At 65.8% G+C, this 21,944-nt stretch carries 25 protein-coding genes and 1 pseudogene; 10 read left to right on the top strand and 16 right to left on the bottom strand.

The features are described 5' to 3' along the window. Window positions 1-55 precede the first annotated feature (55 nt). The 7 genes from B3H64_RS09965 to B3H64_RS09935 all read left to right on the top strand — a co-directional run bounded on the left by B3H64_RS09965 (window position 56) and on the right by B3H64_RS09935 (window position 7,689). On the top strand, window positions 56-595 hold the full coding sequence (locus B3H64_RS09965; protein ID WP_050619141.1) for a nitroreductase family protein: 540 nt from the start codon (window positions 56-58) through the stop codon (window positions 593-595). 95 nt (window positions 596-690) lie between these two features. Then, on the top strand, window positions 691-1,179 hold the full coding sequence (locus tag B3H64_RS09960; protein ID WP_286734787.1) for a MarR family winged helix-turn-helix transcriptional regulator: 489 nt from the start codon (window positions 691-693) through the stop codon (window positions 1,177-1,179). 155 nt (window positions 1,180-1,334) lie between these two features. Then, on the top strand, window positions 1,335-2,306 hold the full coding sequence (gene dusB, locus B3H64_RS09955; protein WP_094762508.1) for a tRNA dihydrouridine synthase DusB: 972 nt from the start codon (window positions 1,335-1,337) through the stop codon (window positions 2,304-2,306). Window positions 2,307-2,337: 31 nt separating this feature from the next. Continuing rightward, entirely contained in the window at window positions 2,338-2,946 is a 609-nt protein-coding gene (locus tag B3H64_RS09950) for an RNA polymerase sigma factor (protein WP_286734785.1), read from the top strand. A 53-nt stretch (window positions 2,947-2,999) separates the two neighbouring features. Continuing rightward, complete coding sequence (locus B3H64_RS09945) at window positions 3,000-3,893, top strand: anti-sigma factor family protein (protein ID WP_286734784.1); 894 nt, start codon at window positions 3,000-3,002, stop codon at window positions 3,891-3,893. A gap of 179 nt (window positions 3,894-4,072) precedes the next feature. Then, the gene (gene fusA, locus B3H64_RS09940) at window positions 4,073-6,145 is read left to right on the top strand and encodes an elongation factor G (protein ID WP_238075477.1); all 2,073 of its coding nucleotides are present in this window, start codon (window positions 4,073-4,075) and stop codon (window positions 6,143-6,145) included. Window positions 6,146-6,309: 164 nt separating this feature from the next. Beyond that, a complete protein-coding gene (locus tag B3H64_RS09935; RefSeq protein WP_286734782.1) occupies window positions 6,310-7,689 on the top strand; it encodes a TraB/GumN family protein in 1,380 nt (459 codons plus the stop codon). Between the two features lie 50 nt (window positions 7,690-7,739). Here the strand turns inward: B3H64_RS09935 and B3H64_RS09930 are convergent. Both B3H64_RS09930 and B3H64_RS09925 read right to left on the bottom strand, forming a co-directional pair. Then, window positions 7,740-7,958: pseudogene (locus B3H64_RS09930) on the bottom strand (ATP-binding cassette domain-containing protein); the annotation flags it as partial. A gap of 9 nt (window positions 7,959-7,967) precedes the next feature. Then, on the bottom strand, window positions 7,968-8,423 hold the full coding sequence (locus tag B3H64_RS09925) for a MarR family winged helix-turn-helix transcriptional regulator (protein WP_286734780.1): 456 nt from the start codon (window positions 8,421-8,423) through the stop codon (window positions 7,968-7,970). A gap of 253 nt (window positions 8,424-8,676) precedes the next feature. Between B3H64_RS09925 and B3H64_RS09920 the strand changes: the two genes are divergently transcribed. Both B3H64_RS09920 and galU read left to right on the top strand, forming a co-directional pair. Further along, window positions 8,677-9,195, top strand: coding sequence for a QueT transporter family protein (locus B3H64_RS09920; protein WP_050619134.1), 519 nt, complete (start codon window positions 8,677-8,679; stop codon window positions 9,193-9,195). Between the two features lie 26 nt (window positions 9,196-9,221). Beyond that, a complete protein-coding gene (galU, locus tag B3H64_RS09915) occupies window positions 9,222-10,091 on the top strand; it encodes a UTP--glucose-1-phosphate uridylyltransferase GalU (RefSeq protein ID WP_050619133.1) in 870 nt (289 codons plus the stop codon). 42 nt (window positions 10,092-10,133) lie between these two features. Here the strand turns inward: galU and B3H64_RS09910 are convergent, their stop codons facing one another. After that, the gene (locus tag B3H64_RS09910; RefSeq protein ID WP_050619132.1) at window positions 10,134-10,403 is read right to left on the bottom strand and encodes a hypothetical protein; all 270 of its coding nucleotides are present in this window, start codon (window positions 10,401-10,403) and stop codon (window positions 10,134-10,136) included. Between the two features lie 134 nt (window positions 10,404-10,537). On the opposite strand from B3H64_RS09910, the gene sleB reads away from it, so the two are divergent. Next, window positions 10,538-11,215 (top strand): spore cortex-lytic enzyme, encoded by a 678-nt coding sequence (sleB, locus tag B3H64_RS09905; RefSeq protein ID WP_050619131.1) that lies wholly within the window; start codon window positions 10,538-10,540, stop codon window positions 11,213-11,215. On the opposite strand, the gene B3H64_RS09900 is transcribed toward sleB, so the two are convergent. The 13 genes from B3H64_RS09900 to B3H64_RS09840 form a co-directional block, all read right to left on the bottom strand. Continuing rightward, complete coding sequence (locus B3H64_RS09900; RefSeq protein WP_154666699.1) at window positions 11,212-11,373, bottom strand: hypothetical protein; 162 nt, start codon at window positions 11,371-11,373, stop codon at window positions 11,212-11,214. The two genes, sleB and B3H64_RS09900, sit on opposite strands and share 4 nt — an antisense overlap. A gap of 110 nt (window positions 11,374-11,483) precedes the next feature. Beyond that, window positions 11,484-12,503, bottom strand: coding sequence for a xanthine dehydrogenase accessory protein XdhC (gene xdhC / locus B3H64_RS09895; protein ID WP_050619130.1), 1,020 nt, complete (start codon window positions 12,501-12,503; stop codon window positions 11,484-11,486). Window positions 12,504-12,520: 17 nt separating this feature from the next. After that, complete coding sequence (locus B3H64_RS09890; RefSeq protein ID WP_050619129.1) at window positions 12,521-13,363, bottom strand: TylF/MycF/NovP-related O-methyltransferase; 843 nt, start codon at window positions 13,361-13,363, stop codon at window positions 12,521-12,523. Next, complete coding sequence (locus B3H64_RS09885) at window positions 13,360-13,968, bottom strand: nucleotidyltransferase family protein (protein WP_050619128.1); 609 nt, start codon at window positions 13,966-13,968, stop codon at window positions 13,360-13,362. Before B3H64_RS09885 ends, B3H64_RS09890 begins: the two co-directional genes overlap by 4 nt. Window positions 13,969-14,005: 37 nt before the next feature. After that, the gene (locus B3H64_RS09880; protein ID WP_286734775.1) at window positions 14,006-15,049 is read right to left on the bottom strand and encodes a sulfate/molybdate ABC transporter ATP-binding protein; all 1,044 of its coding nucleotides are present in this window, start codon (window positions 15,047-15,049) and stop codon (window positions 14,006-14,008) included. Further along, the gene (modB, locus tag B3H64_RS09875) at window positions 15,046-15,714 is read right to left on the bottom strand and encodes a molybdate ABC transporter permease subunit (RefSeq protein ID WP_238075231.1); all 669 of its coding nucleotides are present in this window, start codon (window positions 15,712-15,714) and stop codon (window positions 15,046-15,048) included. Before modB ends, B3H64_RS09880 begins: the two co-directional genes overlap by 4 nt. 8 nt (window positions 15,715-15,722) lie before the next feature. Continuing rightward, window positions 15,723-16,592 (bottom strand): molybdate ABC transporter substrate-binding protein, encoded by an 870-nt coding sequence (gene modA / locus B3H64_RS09870; RefSeq protein WP_286734774.1) that lies wholly within the window; start codon window positions 16,590-16,592, stop codon window positions 15,723-15,725. Between the two features lie 113 nt (window positions 16,593-16,705). Then, window positions 16,706-17,641 carry an MOSC domain-containing protein gene (locus B3H64_RS09865; protein ID WP_286734772.1) on the bottom strand — a complete coding sequence of 312 codons (936 nt, stop codon included), beginning with the start codon at window positions 17,639-17,641 and terminating at the stop codon, window positions 16,706-16,708. Between the two features lie 3 nt (window positions 17,642-17,644). Then, entirely contained in the window at window positions 17,645-18,616 is a 972-nt protein-coding gene (gene moaA / locus B3H64_RS09860) for a GTP 3',8-cyclase MoaA (RefSeq protein WP_286734771.1), read from the bottom strand. Then, a complete protein-coding gene (moaC, locus tag B3H64_RS09855; protein ID WP_050619123.1) occupies window positions 18,588-19,103 on the bottom strand; it encodes a cyclic pyranopterin monophosphate synthase MoaC in 516 nt (171 codons plus the stop codon). Before moaC ends, moaA begins: the two co-directional genes overlap by 29 nt. Window positions 19,104-19,106: 3 nt before the next feature. Then, a complete protein-coding gene (locus B3H64_RS09850) occupies window positions 19,107-20,132 on the bottom strand; it encodes a molybdopterin-binding protein (RefSeq protein WP_286734770.1) in 1,026 nt (341 codons plus the stop codon). Beyond that, on the bottom strand, window positions 20,129-21,196 hold the full coding sequence (locus B3H64_RS09845; protein ID WP_286734769.1) for a histidine phosphatase family protein: 1,068 nt from the start codon (window positions 21,194-21,196) through the stop codon (window positions 20,129-20,131). Before B3H64_RS09845 ends, B3H64_RS09850 begins: the two co-directional genes overlap by 4 nt. Further along, complete coding sequence (locus B3H64_RS09840; RefSeq protein WP_286734768.1) at window positions 21,193-21,561, bottom strand: winged helix-turn-helix domain-containing protein; 369 nt, start codon at window positions 21,559-21,561, stop codon at window positions 21,193-21,195. The genes B3H64_RS09845 and B3H64_RS09840 overlap by 4 nt, the downstream gene beginning before the upstream one ends. Between the last annotated feature and the right edge of the window lie 383 nt (window positions 21,562-21,944).

Genomic DNA, 21,944 nt, shown 5'->3' with positions numbered 1-21,944 from the left:
ATCGCACGCGAGGTCATGAAGTAAGCTTTTTCTTGAGAACAGGAGAGGACCCCTTATGGATGTATTAGAGTGCATCAGACGCCGCCGCAGTATTCGACGATTCAAGCCTGAAAAGGTGGGTCGCAGCGAGATTGAGCAGCTCATCGACTGTGCCCGCTGGGCGCCGTCGTGGAACAACTGCAAGGCGGTACGCTATACCGCCGTGGAGAACGAGGCCGAACTCAAACGCATCGCCGAGACGCTGGTGGCGCCGGAAAACGTCCGCATTGTGGGCAATGCACCTCTGCTGCTGGTGCTGTCCATTGTCAAAAAGCGATCCGGCTATGAGAGGAATGGGACCACGTCCACGGCAAAGGGCTCCTCCTGGGAGATGTTTGATACCGGCGTCGCGTGCCAGAACATCTGCCTGGCCGCCCATGCCATGGGGCTGGGCACCTGTATTCTGGCGTCCTTTGACGAGGACGGGGTATCCCGCCAGGTGGAACTTCCAGAGGACGAGGAGATCATCGCCCTGGTGGCCTGCGGCTATCCCGACGGATCACCCGTGCCGCCCAGAAGAAAAGAGGTCTGTGAGATCTTGCGCTATCGCATGTAGGCAGAGACGGTCCCCGGCCAAGCGCCCCTGCTGCGGAACGGTCTGCGGCGGGGGCGCTGGTTTTTCAGCGGGGGAGGGGGGAGGAGGAAAGCGTGATGCAGACGCAGGCGCTTTGTGAAAGCGGCCGCCGGGCCGCAGCAGAAGGCGGGGGCATCCAGCCGCCGCCGAGCAGCATATACGACATGCTTCAACTGGCGCAGCGCTCTATGACCCGGCGCGCCGCCGGGCGCCTTGCCGCCTGTGGCATTACCCCGGGCGAGTACAACATCCTGCGGGTCCTGCGGGGACGAGAAAAAATCACGCCCGCAAACCTCTCGGAGGCGCTGGGCTACACCAGCTCGGCGGTCTCCAACTATCTGAGGCAGCTCCAGGAGAAGGGGGTCGTCTCCCGCCGGCTACTTCGGAAGGACCGCAGGCAAAGACGGGTCGATTTGACCATCCGGGGAAGCTGCCTGGGCTCGGAAGCCGCCGCCGCAGTGCGCGAGGCAGCGGATGAGGCGCTCCGGGGCATTCCGGCCGGCGATCTGGAGGTCCTTTTCCAATGCCTGTCGTGTCTGTGCAGCCGCAACCAGGCCCCCACCTGACGGCCCACCAAAATTCGAGCCATGGAAGAGATGCCCCGCGGCCTTGCGATAAAGCAAGGCCGCGGGGGTCTTTTTGGAAGAGTGGCCGAGCCACTTGCCGGACATCCGGGTTTGTGGTATCATAGGCAGAGATTTGAAACATTGTGAGGGAAAGCGTGAAAATAGGCAACGTTACCATTGATTCCAGACTGGCCCTGGCCCCTATGGCTGGGGTTACCGACCTAGCCTTCCGCACCATCTGCCGGGAGCTGGGGGCGGGCTATACCGTTACCGAGATGGTGTCCGCCAAGGCCCTGTGTTATCAGGATCAGAAGTCCCTGCCTCTGCTCAAGCTGGGGGAAGGGGAGCACCCCGCCGCCGCCCAGCTCTTCGGCAGCGACGAGGGGTGTATGCAGGAGGCCGCCGCCATTGCCGGGGAGGTCTCCGGCGCCGACATCCTGGACATCAACATGGGCTGCCCGGTGCCCAAGGTGGCCAATTCCGGGGACGGCTCGGGGCTGATGCGCACCCCGGACAAGGCCGTCCGGGTGGCTGAGGCGGTGGTCCGGGGGGCGGGCGGCAGGCCCGTCACCGTAAAGATGCGCCTGGGCTGGGATAAGGGCTCCATCAACTGCGTGGAGCTGGCCCGGGCCATGGAGCAGGCTGGGGTGGCCGCCGTGGCCGTCCACGGCCGGACCAAGTCCCAGATGTACGCCGGAAGGGCCGACTGGGACTATATCAGGGCGGTCAAGGAGGCGGTGACCATCCCGGTCATCGCCAACGGCGATATTTTCTCCGCCGCGGACGCCGTCCACATTTTGAAGTACACCGGGGCCGACCTGGCCATGGTGGGCCGGGGCTGTTTCGGCAATCCCTGGCTGTTCCAGCAGGCCAAGGCGGCTCTGGAGGGGCGGGAGGTCCCCCCCCTGCCCCCCCTGGCCCAGCGGTGCGACACGGCGGTGCGGCAGTTTGAGCTCTCCGCCGCCCACAAGGGAGAGCACATCGCCTGTCTGGAGGCCCGGAAGCACTACGCCTGGTATCTCAAGGGCGTGCCCTATGCGGGTTACTGGAAAGAGCAGATCTGCCAGGTGTCCACCCTGGAGGAGATCCATCGAATTACCGAGGGCATTAAGCGGGATTTGCGGTAAAAAACGGAGCGCGGAAGGGCAGGTGACGCGGATGGCAACCGAACAGGAGCTGGTGGAACGGGCCAAAAGAGGCGATCCGGACGCCTTTGGCCAGTTGGTTACCGACAACGAAAAGCGTATCTATAATCTGGCCCTCCGCATGACCGGCAGCCCGGAGGACGCCGCCGAACTGGCCCAGGAGGCCTTCCTTAACGCCTGGCGGGGGCTGCATCGGTTCCAGGGGGAGAGCTCCTTTGCCACCTGGCTCTACCGGTTGGCCTCCAACGCCTGCATCGACTTTCTCCGCCGGGAGAAGCGAAGGCGGAGCCTGTCCATGACGGTCTCCCTGGACGACGAGACGTGCGAGCGGCAGGCCGAGCTGCCCGACCAGCGCTCTACCCCCGAGCAGCACCTGGAGCGGCAGGAGCTGCGGCGGGCCATCCGGGACGGGCTGCAAAGGCTCTCGGAGGAGCACCGGCAGGTGCTGGTCATGCGTGAGGTCAGCGGCCTGAGCTATGCCGAGATCGGCCAGGTGCTGGAGCTGGAGCCCGGGACGGTCAAGTCCCGCATCGCCCGGGCCCGGCTGGCCCTGCGAAAAGCGTTGGAATCCGAGGGGAACCTTTTGGACGGAATTGCGTCTGTAAGAGGGAAGGGACCGTAGGGGGCCCCCGGAAGCAAACGAGCGGAAAAGGCCGCGAGAGGAGGTGACCTGCAATGTGTGACTGCGATCAGGCGCTGGAGTGGATCAGCGCCGCCCTGGACGGCGCGTTGACGCCGGAGGAACAGCGCAGGCTGGACGCGCATCTGGCGGCCTGCGCGGAGTGCCGGGCGCTGGCGAAGGAGCTCCGGCAGCTCCAGAGGGAGATGCCCGGAGAGGCGGAGGTCCCCGCGGGCTTCCATCAGGCGGTCATGGACCGCATCGCGGCGGAGCAGGTCGTCCCCTTCCCGCCGAAAAAAAGAGAAAACCGGACCTGGCGCTCCTGGGCGGCGCTGGCCGCCGTCTTTGCCGTGGTGGCGGTGGGGGGCGGTATGGCCGCGCGCCTGGGCTATTTTGCCGGCGGCGGGTCCGGTAATTCCACCGCTGCGGCCCCTCAGGCTGCGGCGGGGGCCAGTCCGTCGGCCTACGCCGATGTGTCCGAGGACGAGAGACAGGCCGAGCGGCAGCCCTTTACCATCATGGAGGGCGCCATGGATCGGGCCGGGACGGAGAGCGCGGCGGTCAGCGCTGCCCCCGCTCCCGAGCCGGCCGAGGCGCCGGGCCTGGAGAAGAACGGCGTCGGAGCGGCGGGAGGCGACCTGCCCGTCCAGTACAGCCAGACGGCGGGCTCCGGCGCGGACGGCCTGGAGCAGGCGGCGGTGGACAACAGCCGGACTTGGCTGGCGGCTTCTGACCTGGACCGGAAGAACGCGGTGGACACGGAACAGGCGGAAGTGGACGCCATCGACGAGGCGGAGCTGGCGGACGTGATCTGGGAGGACAGGACCTCAGGCGGGCCGGACGGGTCCGAATGGGTGGTGACCCTGGGCGACCCCGCGGGCCATGACTGCGTGCGGGTGGTCTGTGACAGCGGGACAGGCAAAGTTCTCGGCTATCTCCCCGTCGAATGAGCGGGAAAAAGCCCCCGGACGGCCATAGGCCGTCCGGGGGCTTTTGTTTTTTGCCGGCGTAGCGGAATTTTATAAATTTTCAGTTGTCAACCGGCGATTCTTGATATATAATGACTAAGACAGTGACGCATTCCAAGAGGCGACGCTCGATCTTCCAAAAGTAAGGAGAGGAAACCACTATGAGCTATTCCGCGCAAAACATCCGTAACGTCTGTCTGTTGGGCCACGGCGGAAACGGAAAGACTTCCCTGGCCGAGAGTATGCTGTATTCCACCGGCGGGACCGACCGCTTGGGCAAGGTGCCCGACGGAAATACCGTCTGTGATTTCGATCCCGAGGAGATTCGCCGTCAGATTTCGCTGTCCACTGCGGTGGCCCCCATTGAGTACAAGGGCTGCAAGATCAATATCCTGGACACACCGGGCTATTTTGACTTCTCCGGCGAGGTCATGGAGGCCCTGCGGGTGGCCGACTCCGCCGTCATCGTCTGCTCCGCCAAGGGCGGCATGAGCGTGGGCGCCGAAAAGGCGTGGAAATACTGCGAGGCCCGCAAGCTGCCCCGCATCCTCTATATCTCCAAGACCGACGAGGAGAACTCCGACTACAACTCCGCCTTCGAGACCCTGCGGGACCGCTTCGGCAAGAACGTGGCTCCCGTGGTCGCCCCCATCTGGGACGAGAACAAGAAGGTGATCGGCATCATCGACGTGCTCAACAAGCGGGCCTACGACATCGAGGGCGGCAAGCGCCACGAGATCCCCATCCCCGACAACAAGAAGGACGTGGTGGAGGAGCTCTATACCGCCCTGGTGGAGTCGGTGGCCGAGACCAGCGAGGAGCTCATGGAGCGCTACTTCAACGGCGAGGAGTTCACCTACGCCGAGATGATCCAGGGTCTGCACACCGGCGTCAAGGAGCTGTCCATCTTCCCCGTGGTCTGCGGCTCCGCTCTCTCCGGCCTGGGCACCCAGATGCTGCTGGACAACATCGTCAACCTGCTCCCCAATCCCCTGGAGGGCCCCGCCGAGATGGGCGAGGACGACCACGGCGAGATGGTGGAGTTCGCCGTCTCCCCCGGCGCCGTGCCCGCCGCCTTCGTATGGAAGACCGTCTCCGACCAGTACGGAAAGTACTCCTACGTCAAGGTGGTCTCCGGCACCATCGAAGCCGACATGCCCATGGTCAACGCCCGCACCGGCAATCCGGAAAAGCTGGGGCGCCTGTATCTCATCAAGGGCAAAAAGACCGAGGAGGTCAAGAAGCTCTCCTGCGGCGACATCGGCGCCATCGGCAAGATGGACAAGGTCAAGACCGGCGACACCCTCTGCGACGCCCGCAACGTGGTCAAGCTGGAGGGGATCGGCTTCCCCGAGCCCTGCTATTCCGTGGCCATCCTGCCCAAGACCAAGGGCCAGGAGGATAAGATCGCCAGTGGCCTGACCCGCCTCAACGAAGAGGACCAGACCTTCAACTGGGTCAACAACGCCGAGACCCACCAGATGGTGGTCTCCGGCACCGGCGACATGCAGATGGACGTCATCCTCTCCCGGCTCAAGAGCCGCTTCGGCGTGGACGCCGAGCTCACCGAGCCCCGGGTGCCCTACCGCGAGAAAATCCGCAAAAAGGTGGAGGTCCAGGGCCGTCACAAGAAGCAGACCGGCGGCCACGGCCAGTTCGGCGACGTGTGGATGCGCTTCGAGCCCGGCGAGCAGGAGGAACTGGAGTTCTGCGAGGAGGTCGTGGGCGGCTCCGTGCCCAAGAACTATTTTCCCGCCGTGGAGAAGGGCCTGCGCGAGGCCGTCACCAAGGGCGTGCTGGCGGGCTACCCGGTGGTCAACCTGAAGGCCACCCTGTTCGACGGCTCCTATCACCCGGTGGACTCCTCCGAAATGGCCTTCAAGACCGCCGTGCAGATCGCCTACAAGACCGGTATGCCTCAGGCATCCCCCGTCCTGCTGGAGCCCATCGGCGAGTTGAAGGTCACCATTCCCGACAACTACATGGGCGACATCATCGGCGACCTGAACAAGCGCCGGGGTCGGGTCATGGGTATGAATCCCGACCATGAGGGCAACCAGATCGTGGAGGCCGAGGTGCCTATGGCCGAGATGACCCGCTATGCCATCGACCTGCGCTCCATGACCCAGGGCCGGGGCTCCTTTGTGTTCCATTTCGTGCGCTACGAGGAGGCGCCCCCCGCGGCTCAGGAGAAGGCCATTGCCGAGGCCAAGGCCATGGCGGGCGAGGAGTAATCAAGCCTGCAAGAGAGATGAGAGAGGTTGGACCGCCCGCCGGGGGAACCCGGCGGGCGGTCTGTTTTCGGGAAAAATTAAGGTTTCCTTAAAAATTGGACCAACCCTTTGACAGACCGTCCGCCCGCTCATACAATGGCTTTACAAGAAAAGGAGGAAAGCATATGAAAAAACGACTTTTGGCCCTGACGCTAGTGCTGGGCCTGCTGGCCTCTCCGGCCGCTCTGGCGGCGGAGGGAGAAGAGACCCGGATACAGGAGATCTCCCCCTGGGCCTACGATACCGTAGCGGACAGCTACGCCATGGGCCTGCTGGATGATTTCTATTCCACCTACCTGCTCGACCCGGTGACGGACGAACAGTTGGAGCATATGACCGGCATTGTGGCGGACAAGCTGGCGCTGCTGGGTCTGCCCGCCCGGGCGGCCGGGGAGAGCGGGACGCCGGTGGTGATCGACACCACCCGGGGCGGGGTGCTCAACGCCCTGTACCAAGAGGCGGCGGCCTATGCGTTTCCCGGTGTGGAGGAGGGCCCCGTCCCCTTCCTGTCCGGCCTGGGCGTAGTGAAGGGCACCGGAGCCGACCTGGCCCTGGAGCGCACCTGTACCTATCAGGAGGCCATGGTCATGGCCGACCGGCTGATCCTCGCCCTCTATGACGCCAACGGCGCCGGCTCCAAGGGACTGCTGTGGAAGGCCGTCAACGGAGACAACACCCTCTATCTGTTGGGCACCATCCATATGGACCGCAGCAACGTCTATCCCCTGCACAAGTCGGTGCGGGACGCCCTGGACGCCTCCCAGGTGGTGAGCTTCGAGCTGGATCTCAACGACCAGGAGGGCATGGCCCTGCTGGCCCAGCTCCAGGTATACTCCGACGGCACCACCCTGGCCGACCACATCAGCCCCGAGCTGTACGCGCGGGTACAGGCGGCGGCGGAGAGCCTGGGCATGGAGCCCAACGGCCTTGACGCATATAAGCCCTGGGCCCTGGCCTCCACCTTCGGCGTCCTGAGCCTCCAGGACGACACCACCGGCACCAACGCCATGGCCATTGATATGTATATCAACGCCTACGCGGTGAACGCGGGCAAGACCATCGACTCGGTGGAGACCTACGCCTTCCAGGGCGGCATCTTCGACAGCCTGTCCGCCGAGTATCAGGAGGCCTATCTGGACGCCAGCCTGGCCGGGTACGAGGGGATGCTCAACGGCGAGACGGCCAGCGAGGAGGCCCAGGCGCTGGCCCAGGCCCAGCAGGAGCAGATTGCCGCCATGTTTGACGCCTGGAAGGACCGGGACCCCAACGCCCTGGCGGAGGTCTACGGCAAGGAGGCCATCCTCAACAGCGACGACGAGCTCAATTCCAAACTGTTTACCGAGCGGGACCCCGGCATGATCGCCGCGGCGGCGGAGTACCTGGAGACCGAGGGGGAGAATACCTTCTTCCTGGCCGTGGGCGCGGGCCACATGGTGGACCCGGGCGGTATCGTCTCCGGCCTGCGCGAGCTGGGCTACACCGTGGAACTGGTACCCGCGGACTGACTGAGGAAGCATATGCAGAAGGGCCGCCGGACAATCTGTCCGGCGGCCCTGTTGATGCCGTCGTAGCGGATCTTGCCGCCGGCAATGTCGTAAAAGCGGTTGATGAGGTTGGTGATGGTGGTCTTGCCCGCGCCGGTGGCCCCCACGAAGGCCAGCTTCTGCCCGGGCTTGGCGTAGAAGATGACGTCGTGGAGGATGGGCTTGCCCTCCTCGTACTCGAAGTCCACGTCGAAGAACCGCACGTCGCCGGTGAGCCGGGTGTAGACCATCCCGGCGGCTCACTGGCGGAGGTTTCGCTGTATTTTCCAGGCGATGGCGAGAAACTGGGCGATCTCCTCCTGGGTCAGGTCACGGGTCATCAGGTCCTCAATCATCCGGGCCTTAGACTCGATCTCCGCATGGAGCGCCAGCGCCTTGGCGGTGGGGACCAGCTTCTTCAGCCGGGCGTCCTGGGGCACGCTCCGCCGCGCCAGCATCCCGTCCCGCTCCAGGTTCTGGAGAAACCGGCAGGCCGTGGAGCGGCGGATGCAGAAGGCCTCCTCCACATCCCGCTGGTACAGCGCCCGATCCGGATGGTCGCAGAGAAAGCCCATGATCTGCCCCTCCGTCTCCGTGGTCCCGTGCCGGTCCTCCGGGGGCGGGGCCACCTCCATCATCTTACGCCGCAGCAGATTGGATAGTCCACGGATGGTAAAGCTGATGGAATTTTGTCGGTCGATGGGAATCACCTCCACAATGTTAGGTTCCTAACATACTAATCGTTTGACCGCAATTTGTCAAGATTGATGTTGAGGAAAGGCGGCAAGGCCGCCGGCTTTACTTTTCAGAAAAAAGATGATACAATACCTCCGACCGGTTTCCCCAACCAGTCCAACCGGCACAGAGTGAGCCGTCCGGGAGCCTGAGCGTCCTACTCCCGGGGAAAGGAACCTGTGCCGCTGTGCGTTGGCGCGCGTACTCTAAACAAAAAATGGAGGTTATTTTGTCATGCGCAAGTTTACGACCAAGGATCTGACCCTGGCGGCCATGGTGGCCGCCCTCTACGCCGTAATGAGCTATTTTGGCAACGTCTTCGGCCTGACCTATGGACCCATCCAGCTCCGCTTTTCCGAGGCGCTGTGCGTGCTGCCCTTTCTGTTCCCGGCCACGGCGCCGGGGCTCTTCGTGGGCTGCCTGGCGGCCAATCTGCTCAGCCCTTATGGACCGCTGGACATCGTGGTGGGCTCCCTGGCCACCCTTATCGCCGCCGTGTGGACCAGCCGGGTGAAGCGCCGCTGGCTGGCCCCCCTGCCCCCCGTGGTGTGCAACACGGTGCTGGTGGGCTTCACCATCGCCTTTGCCCAGACCGGCTTTACCGCCGCCCTCCCTGCCGCCTGGCTCTACAACGGCCTGACGGTGGGTGTCGGAGAGCTGGGCGCCTGCTATGTGCTGGGGATGCTGCTGCTGAAGCTGCTGCCCCGGGTGGACTATTTCAAGCCCATGATTGCTCCGAAGGAAACGGCATAATTTTTCACGATCAGGAGGCTGTCCCCATGAAAGTTCGCAAGGCCGTTATCCCCGCCGCCGGGCTGGGGACCCGGATGCTGCCCGCCACCAAGACGGTTCCCAAGGAGATGCTCCCCCTGGTGGACAAGCCGGTCATCCAGTATATCATCGAGGAGGCGGTAGACGCCGGCATCGAGGATATCCTGGTGGTGACCAACCGGGCCAAGTCCGCTATGGACGACTACTTCGACTACTACCCCGAGCTGGAGGAGCGCCTGGAGCGGGCCGGCAAGGAGCGGGAGCTGGAGGAGGTCCGCCGGGCCGCCGACCTGGCCAACATCTTCTATGTCCGGCAAAAGGAGACGAAGGGCCTGGGCCATGCCATCTGGCGGGCCAAGCGCTTCGTGGGGGACGAACCCTTTGCCGTGCTGCTGGGCGACGACATTATGCGGGCCCGGACTCCCGTTATCGGCCAGCTCATCGCCGCCGCGGAGAAGTATGACGCCTCCTGCGTGGGGGTGCAGCAGGTGTCCACCGACGCCATCGCCAAGTACTCCTCCGTCCAGATCAGTCCGCTGGAGGAGCGGGTCTTTGCCGTCTCCGACATGGTGGAAAAGCCCCGGCCCGAACAGATCTTCTCCCACTACGCCATCCTGGGGCGCTATGTGCTGAGGCCCGGTATCTTCAATATCCTGGAGGACTTGGAGCCGGGCTACGGCGGGGAGATCCAGCTCACCGACGGGCTGAAGGCGCTGTGCCGCCGGGACAAGATGGTGGCCGTGGACTTTGAGGGCAAGCGGTACGACACCGGCAACCTGAAGGGCTTTTTGGAGGCCACGGTGGACTTCTCTCTGGCCCATCCGGAGACGGGGGAGTGGCTGCGGGGCTTCCTCAAGGAAAAGGTCAAAGAGCTGTAAGGAAAGAAAACGAGCCTCCCGGCGCGCCGGGAGGCTCGTTTTTTACAGAAGCATGGCCAGACTCCACAGGGCGGTGGCCGCCAGAGCCCCCACCGCCGTGTAGGCCGGCGCCGGGATGGCCCGGGACAGGCGGCCCCACCGGGAGTTTTGCTTGACGTAGCTCTTGGCCACCTGCTGGGCCTCCTGAATGACCTGGTCGGCGGAGACGCCCTCCACGAAGGCGTCCTCCCGCATGATGAAAATCGCCTGTTCGAACAGCTTCGGGTCCGGGGACTTGACCACGATGACCTGCCGGGTCACACCCTTTACCATGCCGCAACACATCCTCTCCGATCCATGTTTCGGTTACCAGTATGGCCCTTTTTCCCTGCCATTATTCGCCTTGCATAGGAAAGACGGCGCCGTCGTAAACTAGCCTTGAACATTTTCAAGGAGGCGGCGACCCCATGCAGAAACACCGAAAACAGCTCCTGCTGGCCCTGGCGCTGATCTTTGCCCTGAACATCCTGATCATTACCCTGGCCCAGAGCGCCCAGGCGGCCACCTACCGGCAGGGCTCATCGGGCGAGGCCGTGCGCACGATCCAGCAAAAGCTGGTGCGCTGGGGCTATTTCGACGGCCCGGTGGACGGCATCTACGGCTCCAAGACCGCCGCGGCCGTCAAGGATTTCCAGCGGAAAAACGGCCTGGCGGCGGACGGCGTCGTGGGCTCCGCCACCCTGGCGGCCCTGGGAATGCAGGACAGCGCCCCCTCCGGCGGCTCCGCCGCCCAGAGCGGCAGCGTGGATCTGCTGGCCCGGGTCATCTCCGCCGAGGCCCGGGGCGAGCCCTACAGCGGCCAGGTGGCGGTAGGTGCGGTCATCCTCAACCGGGTGGGGCACCCCTCCTTCCCCAACACCATCGCCGGGGTGGTCTATCAGCCGGGGGCCTTTAGCTGCATGCTGGACGGGCAGTTCGATCAGCCGGTGGCCGACTCAGCCGTCCGGGCCGCCCGGGACGCCATGAACGGGGCCGACCCCAGCGGCGGCGCCATCTATTATTTCAATCCCAACACCGCCACCAGCGCCTGGATCTGGTCCAGGCCCCTCATCAAGATCATCGGGAAACACCGGTTCTGCTCCTAGGGCTCCCGGCCCGGCGGAGCGGCGAAGCGGCCCCGGATCTTCAGAAGCATCCGGTCATGGGCCCGCCGGCTGATGAGACCCTGTTCCAGCAGGGTGCGGTTGTAGTAGAGCAGCCATTGCTGCCGGGCGGCCTGGGCCCGGGCCTGTGCATCGGTCATGGGATCGCCCCCTAAAAAAGAAGAATACGAGGGGCCACACCGCGTGCGGCCCCTCGTATTCTTCCCCGGGCGGGGTGCGTCCATACAGACCCCCGGAAGGGGGGGGCGTCTCAGTGCCCGGCGCGTTCGGCCCGGACCTGGATGAGCTGGGCGGCGATACTCACCGCGATCTCCGCCGGGGTCTCGGCCTTGATATCCAGGCCGATGGGGGTGGTGATGCGCGCCAGGTCGGCATCGGTGAAGCCCTCCTCCCGCAGGCGGGCAAAGACCCCGGCAGTCTTGCGGCGGCTGCCGATGACGCCGATATAGTGGGCGGGGGTGCGCAGCATCTGGGCCTGGACCGCCTGGTCGTCCTTGTGGCCCCGGGTCATGACCACTACATAATCACGCTCCTCCACGGTGACGAAGTCGGCCAGCCGGGCGTTGTCCACCAGCCGGGTCTCCTCCACGCCGGGGAAGAGCTCCGGGCGGCAGAACTCCGGCCGGTCCTCCAGCACCACGCAGCGGAAGTCCACCGCAGTCAGGGCGGGCACCAGGGCCTGGGAGACGTGGCCGCCGCCGAAGACATACACCCGGCCCGCCCGGAAGAGGGGCTCGCAGTAGTAGGTCCGGCCGCCGTCGGTGAGCTGGCAGGGCTTGCCGCCCAAAGCGCCGGTGAGGGCTGAGGGGAGGGAGAGGCCGAAGACGCCGCTCTTCCCGCCGTAGATCCCCATGGCCCCGCCGCACCCGCCGGTGATCTCACAGATCAGCCAGGCGGGCTCCCCGGCGCGGTAGAGGGATTCCATGTGTCCGACCAGCGCCAGCGTATCCGCATCCCAGGCCGGAATGTGGCGGAAGTACACGTCCACTGCGCCGCCGCAGATCATGCCCAGATCCTGGACCTGGTTTTCATGCAGCCGGAAGTGCTCAAGGTGGGCGCCGCCCGTCCGGAGGAGCTCCTGGGCCACCTGCTGACTGCGGTATTCCACCGCGCCGCCGCCGATGGTGCCACACAGGCGGCCCTGTCCGGTGACGACCATCCGCGCCCCGGCTCCCCGTGGGGTGGAGCCACTGCTGGCCACCACGGTGACCAGCACTGCGTCCTGGCCGCTGGCCAGGGCGTCGCGCAGGGCGGCAAATAAGTTTCTCATGGGCGATCAGGCTCCTTTCAAGGCCGGATGAGCACGGCTGTGCCGTGCAGGTCACTGAGGGGGACCAGCGGCAGGGGGCCGTGGTCCCGTTCATAGGCGAGGACGGCCTCCTTCACGCCGTCAAACTGCCTGCTGTTGTAATCGTGAAGGAAAATCGCGCCGCCGGGGCTCAGACGGGGGTAGAAGAACTCCAGCCCCGCCAGGGTGGGGGCATAGAGGTCGGCGTCCAGGCTGACCAGGGCGAAGACGGCCTCCAGTCCGCGGGCGGTATCGGGAAACCAGCCCCGCCGCACCACGGCCTGCTCCGGGTGGGGCAGGCGGGCCAGGACGGCCTCCACGCTGGTGTCGGAGAAGTCCTGACGCCGGTCGCAGCCGCCCCCGACGGGCTTCTGCCGCACATCCCGCGGGTCGAAGCCCTGGAAGGTATCAAAAAGATACAGCCTGCGGTCGGGGAACAGGACGTTGAACTGCCAGGCGAAGTCACCCCGGTAGACCCCCAGCTCGGCCATGTCGCCGGGGACGGCCCGGAGCCGTTCGACCATGCGCCGCAGGACGGCGCCCCGCATGTCAAAACAGCGATAGAGGTCCCTCAGGCGCAGGAACGCGCCTCGGTAGCCCAGCGAGCGGGCCTGCCGCTCCAACTGACCGCTTCGCTCCTCATCCAGCACTCCCAGCAGCACCAGGTCGGGGGCGGCGGACAGGGCCTCCTTCACGGGCAGAACGGGCGGACGGGCTGCGGGGTCCCAGGCGCCGGAGAAATTGTCGCCGAAGGCGCACAGACAGAATGCATTCCAGTCCAGCAGGGCCTCGGCTGCGCGACCCATCTGACCCGCGCCCAGAATCACCAGACGCTGCTTCATGCGCCGCACCTCCCGTCCTGGATGGCCTGATAAGCCCGCAGCAGGGCGTTATACTGCTCCCGGGTGTCGCCGTCCATGCAGACCCCCAGGTCATCGACCTCCAGCTCTCGGACGGGTACGCCGCAGGTCTCCACCAGGCCACCCAGCCCCCCGGAGCCGCTGTAGGAGCGGATGAGGGGAAGGAGGCCGGCGCGAAATACCACCGGGTGCCCCGGCTCGCCCCGGTATAAGGGGCGCACAAAGGGGGCATCCAGCGCCAGCAGAGCCCGGACAGTCCGAGGCCGCACCAGAGGCACGTCCGCCGGAGAGAGCAGAAACCGGCCGCAGCCGGCGGACAGGGCCCCCAGGCCCAGCCGCAGGGAGTCCAGCATCTGGGTATGCCGGTAATCCGGGTTGTGGACGAAGCGTATGCCGCAGCCCACCAGATGGGCCTCCAGCGCTTCGTGCCGGTAGCCGGTCACCACCACGGTCTCGGCGCCGGCACCCCGCATCAGGTCCACGACCCGGCGGATCATGCTCACGCCGCCGATGGGCAACAGGGGCTTGAACTCCCCCATGCGGGAGGACAGGCCCGCCGCCAGGATGACAGCGCCCAGCCGTTCCACGGCCCTCACCTCTCTTCTCACAAAATAACTCCGGCCCTCAGTCGTAAAGGGGCAGGACGTTGGCGGGAGCCACGCCGAATGCCTCCGGCAGGGCCTGAGGCCGGCGGCCCTTGGGGATGCGCCACCACAGGTCGGGGGCGGCGGGGTCCTGCCCCGCATACCGGAACTGGAGGATGACCTCGAAGGGCTCCTCCATCTCGCCGGTAAAGCGGACGGGGTAGCGGTTCTGTGTGGCCCTGGAGTTGAAGTAGTGGGCCCGGATGCCCACGGCGCGGACTCCGTCGGCCACCGGCTGAGCGGTGCGCAGCCGCACCCCCCAGGCGGGGACCTCCAGCTCATAATCCCCGGTTTTCCGTGCCTCCGCAATGTTTTTGCAGCCGGTAAGCCGGGCGGCCTGGACACTGCCCGGGTCGGCAAAGAGGGCCTTGGTCTCCTTTAAGGCCAGGAAGCGGCCCTGATCCACCACGGCGATCTGACCGCACAGGCGGTAGGCCTCGTCCCGGCTGTGGGTGACCAGAAGCACCGGCTTGCCGAACTGGGCCAGCAGCGCCTTCGTCTGGAGCTGGAGCTGGTCGCGCAGATGGCTGTCCAGGGCGGAGAAGGGCTCGTCCAGCATCAGCAGGTTGGGACGGCTGACCAGAATGCGGGCCAGGGCCGCCCGCTGCGCCTGCCCGCCGGAGAGCTGGGCGGGCCGAAGCCGCTCCAGCCCCCCCAGCCGCATCATGGCCACCGCGTCCTGGAGCAGAGCCTTCTTTTTGTCCCGGTCCGGCTCCCGGCACAGGCCGCACAGGATATTCTGCGCCACCGTCATATTGGGAAACAGGGCGTAGCTCTGAAACAGGTAGCCCACCCGACGCCTCTGAGGAGGCAGGTCGATGCGCTTTTCGCTGTCGAACAGAGTCTCACCGTCCAGGACGATGCGCCCCCGGTCGGGCCGCTCGATCCCGGCGATGCACTTGAGGGTCATGCTCTTGCCGCTGCCCGAGGGGCCCAGCAGGCCCAGCACGCCGCCCTCGGATTCGAACCGGACCTGGAGGAAGAAGCCTCCCAGGTCTTTTTCTATGTCCACCAGAAGGCTCACCGGCGCACCCCCGTTCCGCTGCGCTTTTCCATCCGATTGACCACCAGCAGCACCGCCGCCGAGATGGCCAGATTGACCATCACCCAGGTGAAGGCCCCGGCCTCGTCGTTGGTGCGCCAGAGCTGGTAGACCGTGGTGGAGATGGTGGCCGTCTTGCCGGGGGTATAGCCGATGAGCATGCTGGTGGCGCCATACTCGCCCAGGGCCCGGGCAAAGGCCAGCACGGTACCGGCCAGGATGCCCTGGCGGCAGGCGGGCATCCGGATGCGCCAGAAGATGTAGGAGTTGGACAGCCCCAGGGTTTGGCCGGAGTAAGCCAGGGTCTCGTCAAAGCTCTCGAAAGCGCCCCGGGCGGTGCGGTACATCAGGGGAAAGGCCACCACCGCCGCGGCCAGTACGCCGCCGTACCAGGTCATGACGAACTTGATGCCGAACCGGGCCAGAAACAGGCCCAGGGGCCGCCGGTTGCCGAAGAGCAGCAGCAGAAAGTAGCCGCAGACCGTGGGGGGCAGCACCATGGGCAGGGTCAGCGCCACATCCAGCAGACCCTTGATTCCACGGGGCAGGCGGGCGGCGTAGTAGGCGATCAGGATGCCCAGAAAGAACACCAGCACGCAACTGATACCGGCGATGCGCAGCGAGTTCCACAGGGGATACCAGTCCATGGCTCGCATCAGGCGGCGGCGAAGCCCACGGCCTCGAACACGGCCATGGCCTCGGGGGTGGAGAGGTAATCCAGGAAGGCCTGAGCCTCGGTGGGATGTTGGCTGACGCTGAGGACGGCGGCGGGGTAGATGACCTGGCCGCACATCTCGGCAGTGGCGTAGGCCACCGGGGTCAGGCCGGCGGAGAAGGCGTCGGTGCAGTAGATGACGCCGCAGTCCACGCTGCCCTCGGAGACCTGGGTGGTGACCTCCTTGACGTTGGTGCAGTAGGTGATGGCGCCGGCGCCGGCCAAAGCGGTCTCGTCCAGGTCGTAGTAGGCTAGGATCTTTTGGGTGTACTGGCCCACGGGCACGTCGGAGTTGCCCATGGCCAGCAGGATGGCGCCGTCCTTCAGGGCCTGGGCCATGTCGTCATAGCTCTCGATCCCGGCGGGGTTGCCCTCGGGCACGCAGAGGGTCACCCGGTTTTCCAGCAGGTCTACCCGGCTGCCCTGCAGCACGAAGTCCAGGCCCTTGTCATTGACGGCGGGGTCGGCGGTGACATCAAGCTGGTTCATCTGCTTCTGTCCGGCGGAGAGGAAGAGGTCGCAGTCGGCCCCCTCCTCGATCTGGGTCTTGAGGGTGCCGGAGGAGTCAAAGTTAAAGGTGAGCTTCACATTGGGGGCCACGTCGGCGTAGAGCGCGGCGATCTGATTCAGGGTCTCGGTCATGGAGGCGGCGGCAAAGACGATGAGCTCCACCGCTTCGGCGGGCTGGGATTGCGCGGGAGCGGTGGGCGTGGGCGCAGCCGAGGGACTGGGGGAAGAGGCGGTGCCGCCGCAGGCGGCTAGGCCCAGGGTCAGAGACAGTACCAGGAGTAGGGTGCCAAGTCGTTTCATGTTGCATTCTCCTTCTTTTGCTGTTCGCAAAATGGGATGGCGGCGCGGCGGCACAGGGGCGCCGCGCCGCTATCAAAACGTGGATTTACACGCTTCGACCGAAGGGAGTCCCGTTACGGGCGGGCACAGTCCTGAACGCGGCCGCGCAGCAGGTCCAGGGCGTGGGGCAGGGTGTCCAGGAACACGTCCATGCTCTCCATGCAGGCCTTGGGGCTGCCGGGCAGGTTGACGATCAGGGTCTTGCCCCGGATGACCGACACCGCCCGGGACAGCATGGCCCGGGGAGTGATGGACAGGGAGGCGGAGCGGATGGCCTCGGCGATGCCCGGAGCGTTCCGGTGGGCCACTGCCAGGGTGGCCTCCGGGGTGATGTCCCGGGGGGCGAAGCCGGTGCCCCCGGTGGTGAGGATCAGATCGAGCTGCCGCTGGTCGCACAGCCGGATGAGCTGGTTTTTCAGAGGAGTGGCCTCGTCGGGGAGCAGGAGCAGCTCCACGACCTCATAGCCGTTGTCCTTCAGGCGCTGGGCGATGACGGGGCCGCTCCGGTCCTCCCGCTCTCCCCGGGCGCCCTTGTCCGACAGGGTGATGACCGCCGCCTGCCAGGGACGGGGGGCGGTGCGGGGCTGGAGGGTCATCTCATCCCCCACGGCGATGGAGCCGGGCTCCAGCACCCGGGCGAATACCCCTTCCCGAGGCATGATGCAGTCTCCCATCTTTTGATAGATCTCACAGTGGCTGTGGCACTCCTTGCCGATCTGGGTCATCTCCAGCAGCACGTCGCCGCACCGCAGCAGAGTGCCCACCGGCAGGGCGCGGAAGTCGATACCCTCCACCACCAGATTCTCGCCAAATGCGCCGGGGACCACTCCGGCGCCCCGCTGGTTGAAGGCGTCGATCCTCTCCTGGCTGAGCAGGGAGACCTGCCGGTGCCAGTTCCCGGCGTGGGCGTCCCCCTGGATGCCGTGCTCTGTGGCGAACCAGGCGCGCTCCACGTTCTTCTTCTGTACGCCGCGTACGTCGCTGACGCAGACGGCTCGAACCTTTCCCATGGTTTATCCTCCTATCTGGAACATGGCGCGGCGCTCGGTGACGCCCTCCTCCCGGGCGAAGCAGTGGGCCGGAGGCTTGCCCCGGATGGCCCCGGCCATGGCACGGGCCAGCGCCTCGTCGGTACAGCCACCCCGCAGAAGGGAGCGCAGATCGGTCCCCTCCTCGTAGCACAGGCAGGGCTTCAGCACCCCGGTGCTGGTGAGGCGGACCCGGTTGCAGGCGGCGCAGAAGGCGTGGCTCACCGCGCCGATGAGGCCGATGCGCCCCTCTAGGGCGGCGGCGGCATAGTATTGAGCGGGGCCGTTGCCCCGGCGCTCGTCCGTGGGGTGCAGATCCGGCCAGACCGCCCGCAGCCGGGCAAGGGCCTCGTCCGGGGACACGCCCTCCAGGCCGCGGCCCTCTCCGATGGGCATGAGCTCGATGAAGCGCACGTCCACCGGCCGCCCGGCGGCCAGCGCGGCCAGCCGCGGCGGCTCGTCCCGGGTCTCGGGCAGCAGCACGGCGTTGATCTTGGTCCGAATGCCCCGGCGCACGCAGTCGTCCAGCGCGGTCAGGACCTGCTCCACCGCCCCACCGTCAAAGCCGGTGATCCGGCGGTAGCGCTCCGGGTCCAGGGTATCCAGGCTGATGTTGATCCCATCCACGCCCGCCCCGGCCAGCTCGTCCAGGCACTGGGACAGCAACAGTGCGTTGGTGGTCAGGGTGACCTGCTCCACACCGGGCAGGGCCTTCAGCCGAGCCAGAAAGGCGGCGCAGTCCCGGCGGACCAGCGGTTCGCCCCCGGTGATCTTAAACCGGGTGACGCCCAGAGCCACCGCCGCCGCACAGACCCGCAGCAGCTCCTCATAGCGGAGGGTGTCGCTGTGAGAGCACAGCTCCACCCCGCGGGGCATGCAGTACCGGCAGCGCAGGTTACACCGGTCCGTCACCGATACCCGCAGATAGTCAATGGTCCGTCCCCACTGGTCCGTCATGGTGGTCCTCTCCCTGTCCATAAATAAAATGGCCGCTTTTGCCGCCCTGTTTTTCCACCAGGTGAATCTCCCGGATACACATGGCCCGGTCCTCCGCCTTACACATGTCGTATATGGTCAGCAGCGCCACGCTGACCCCGGTGAGGGCCTCCATCTCCACCCCGGTCCGGCCGTCGCACCGGACGGTGCACACCGCCTCGATCTCGCTGCGCTCCGGGCGGAGGGTGAACTCCACGGCCGTCTTGTTCAGAGCCAGCACATGGCACAGGGGGATGAGCTCGGCCGTCCGCTTGGCCGCCATGATGCCGGCCACCTGGGCCACTGCCAGCACGTCGCCCTTTTTGGCCCGGCCGTCCCGCACCATGGCAAAGCAGCCGGGGCTCATGGAGACGGCCCCCCGGGCCACGGCAGTGCGCTGGGTGACGGCCTTTTCGCTGACGTCCACCATGACGGCGTTGCCGTTTTCGTCCATATGGGTAAAGGCCATAGCTCACACGCCCTTTCCGAACATGCAGTTGGGGAAGCGGCACTCCGGGCAGTTGAGGCACAGGCCCCCGTGCCCCAGCCCCGCCAGGTGCTCCGCCGTCACCGGGACGTCGGCCAGCAGGAAGGGCAGCACCAGGTCGAAAATGGTCCGCTTGGCGTACATGACGCAGCCGGGCAGACCGCAGATGGGGCGGCCGTCGGCGGTGTAAGCCAGCAGAAACATGGCCCCGGGCAGCACCGGCGCGCCGTAGCTGACGATCTTCGCCCCGGTGTTTTTGATGGCCAGGGGAGTGCGGTCGTCCGGGTCCACGCTCATGCCGCCGGTGCACAGCACCAGCTCCGCCCCCGCGGCCAGCATCCGGTTGACGGCGGCGGTGATCTGGACGTGGTCGTCATCCAGGACCTCGTGCCAGCCCGATTCACAGCCGTATTCCGCCAGCTTTTCCTGGATGACGGGGGAAAAGGTGTCCTCAATGCGGCCGTGGTACACCTCGCTTCCGGTGATGATCAGACCGTACCGCCGGGGGCGGAAGGGGAGCAGCCGCAGCAGAGGTCCGTCCCCCGCCGCCTGCCGGGCTGCCTCCATCTTTTCCTTCTCAATGACCAGAGGGATGACCCGGGTGCCGCACAGCTTGTCCCCCCGCTTCACCGGAAAGCCGGAGCTGCGGGTGGCAATCATCATCTCGCCCAGGCGGTTCACCGCCCGGAGCCGCTCCACATCCGCCAGCAGCAGGCCATCCTCATCTGCCACCAGCTCGATCTTCCCCTCCTTGGGGGCGGTGGCATGCATGTTGGGGCCCTGGCACAGGGAGCGCAAGATTTCCGCCGCGTCGTTCTCGTGGAGCATGTTCTCATTCTTTTCCCAGATATAGACGTGCTCCTTGCCCACGCTGAGCAGGACGGGGACGTCCTCCGGCGTGATGATGTGGCCCTTGCGGAATACGGCGTCCTTGGTGACGCCCCGGATGATCTGGGTGATATCGTGGCACAGCACCTGTCCCACGGCCTCTTCCGTCTTCAGCAGCTTCATTGCGTTTGCCCCCAGTTTAGTTGGTATTCGTCCAGGATGTCCCGGGCGGCTCGGTAGCGCCGCTCCCAGGCGGCGCGAGCGGACGGCGTCTCACATTTTTTTCGGGAAGCGGCAAAGCGAGCCTCCAGGCAGGTGGGCTCCGAGCCCTGGACCAGCTTGTCCGCCAGATACAGCAGCCGGGCCTCCAACCCGGCCGACGGCGGCAGGTCGTGGTGGACGGCGATCAGCGCGGCCACGGCGGGATAGCCGGCTTCGTCCAGCAGCCGGGCCCCGCGCCGGGCGTGGTCGGGCGAGCCCTTGGCAATGTCGTGGAGCCGGCAGGCGGCCTCCAGCAGGGGCCGGTCCACTGGCGGCTCTGGGATCGGATCGGCCAGGGCCAGAGCCGTCCGGGCCACGGCCTCCCCGTGGGTCCGCACGGCAGGCGGCGCCTCCTGGCGGTCCAGCAGGGCTTTCAGCAGGAAGGGCGGGGGGACGGGGTCGGGCTGGAGGCCCAGACAGTCCACAGTGAAACGGCCGCGGCTCCAAGTGAGCTCCGAGATGCCACCCCAGGGCTGCCGGATGGACAGCACGTCGTCTAGGTCCAGCCCCAGCAGGGGGGCCAGCCAGCCCCGCCCGGCGCCTGCGTGGCTGATCAAGGCGATATCCCCCTCCGTTCGGGCCAGGATGCCTCGGATGCAGCCGCCCAGCCGGGCACCTGCGGCCGAAAAGCTCTCTCCTCCCGGGGGAGGAACGGCGCCCAGGTGGGCGCCTCTGGCGGCGTAGGCCTCCGGCCAGCGGACCCGGATGTCGGCGTAGAGCAGTCCCTCCCACACGCCCCCGTCCATCTCCCGCAGTCCGTCCGCCGTGTGGACGGGCAGCCGGCCGTCAGACAGGATGCGGGCGGTCTCCCGGCAGCGGGAGAGCGGGCTGGTGTACACTGCGGTCAGCGGTTTGGACCGTGCCCACTGCCGCAGACGCTCAGCTTGGCACAGCCCCACCTCGTCCAGCGGAAGATCGGTGCCGCCGATGCAGCGGTGGGCCCCGTTCCGGCACTGTCCGTGGCGGATCAGATAGAGCTTTCTCATTCCGGATGCTCCAACTGGGTACGCAGGGTGTCGAAGTGCTCTTGGGCATAGCGGCGCACATCGGCCTGATACTGCTCGAAGCTGTCTAGCAGCCGGACGCCTGCCTCGGTCAGGCTGGCGCTGCCGCCCCCCACGCCGCCTTTGGTGCGGCGCACCAGGGGAAAACCCAGCTCCTGCTCGGCGGAGTGGAGGATAGCACGGCCCTTGGAGTAGGACAGCTCCAGTCTTTCACAGGCCCCCAGCACCGAGCCGCACTCCTGGATGGCCCGCAGCAGGGCTGAGGTCCCGGGTCCAAAGAAAGGGCGCGCGTCGATCAGGCGGACCCGGATATCGGGGCGGAAGGCATGGGAGATCTTTCCCGCCATAGGTCTTACCTGCCTTTCCAATAAAAGCGATTGTTTTTAATAAATCAATCGGTGCAATGATATTGTAGCAGACTTTTTTCAGAAGGTCCAGAGGCGTATACCACAGAACAGACGGAAAACAAAAAGTTTTCGAAAGTTGCAGGTGCAAGTTAAACACCTGCACCTGCAATTTTTGATTAAATTAATCGAAAAAAGATAGGGTAAGGCGAGAAGGATATGTCAAAATGGGGCCGAAACGGTAAGGAAAGGCATCCCGAGAGAAGCATTGAAACAGCATAATCAAAAGGTCAGGACAGCTATGTAGGAGACCGACGCCTGATGCCCCGGCGCGGTGCGGTCCGTCCGAGGAAAGGTCAAGGTTCGTTCGGGATACATCTTCTTGA

Source organism: Intestinimonas sp. UBA1698, assembly GCF_002320075.1.
Classification (GTDB): Bacteria; Bacillota; Clostridia; order Oscillospirales; family Oscillospiraceae; genus Intestinimonas; species Intestinimonas massiliensis.
Note: the sequence above shows the minus strand (reverse complement) of the source record. Positions and strands in the feature narration are given on the sequence as shown.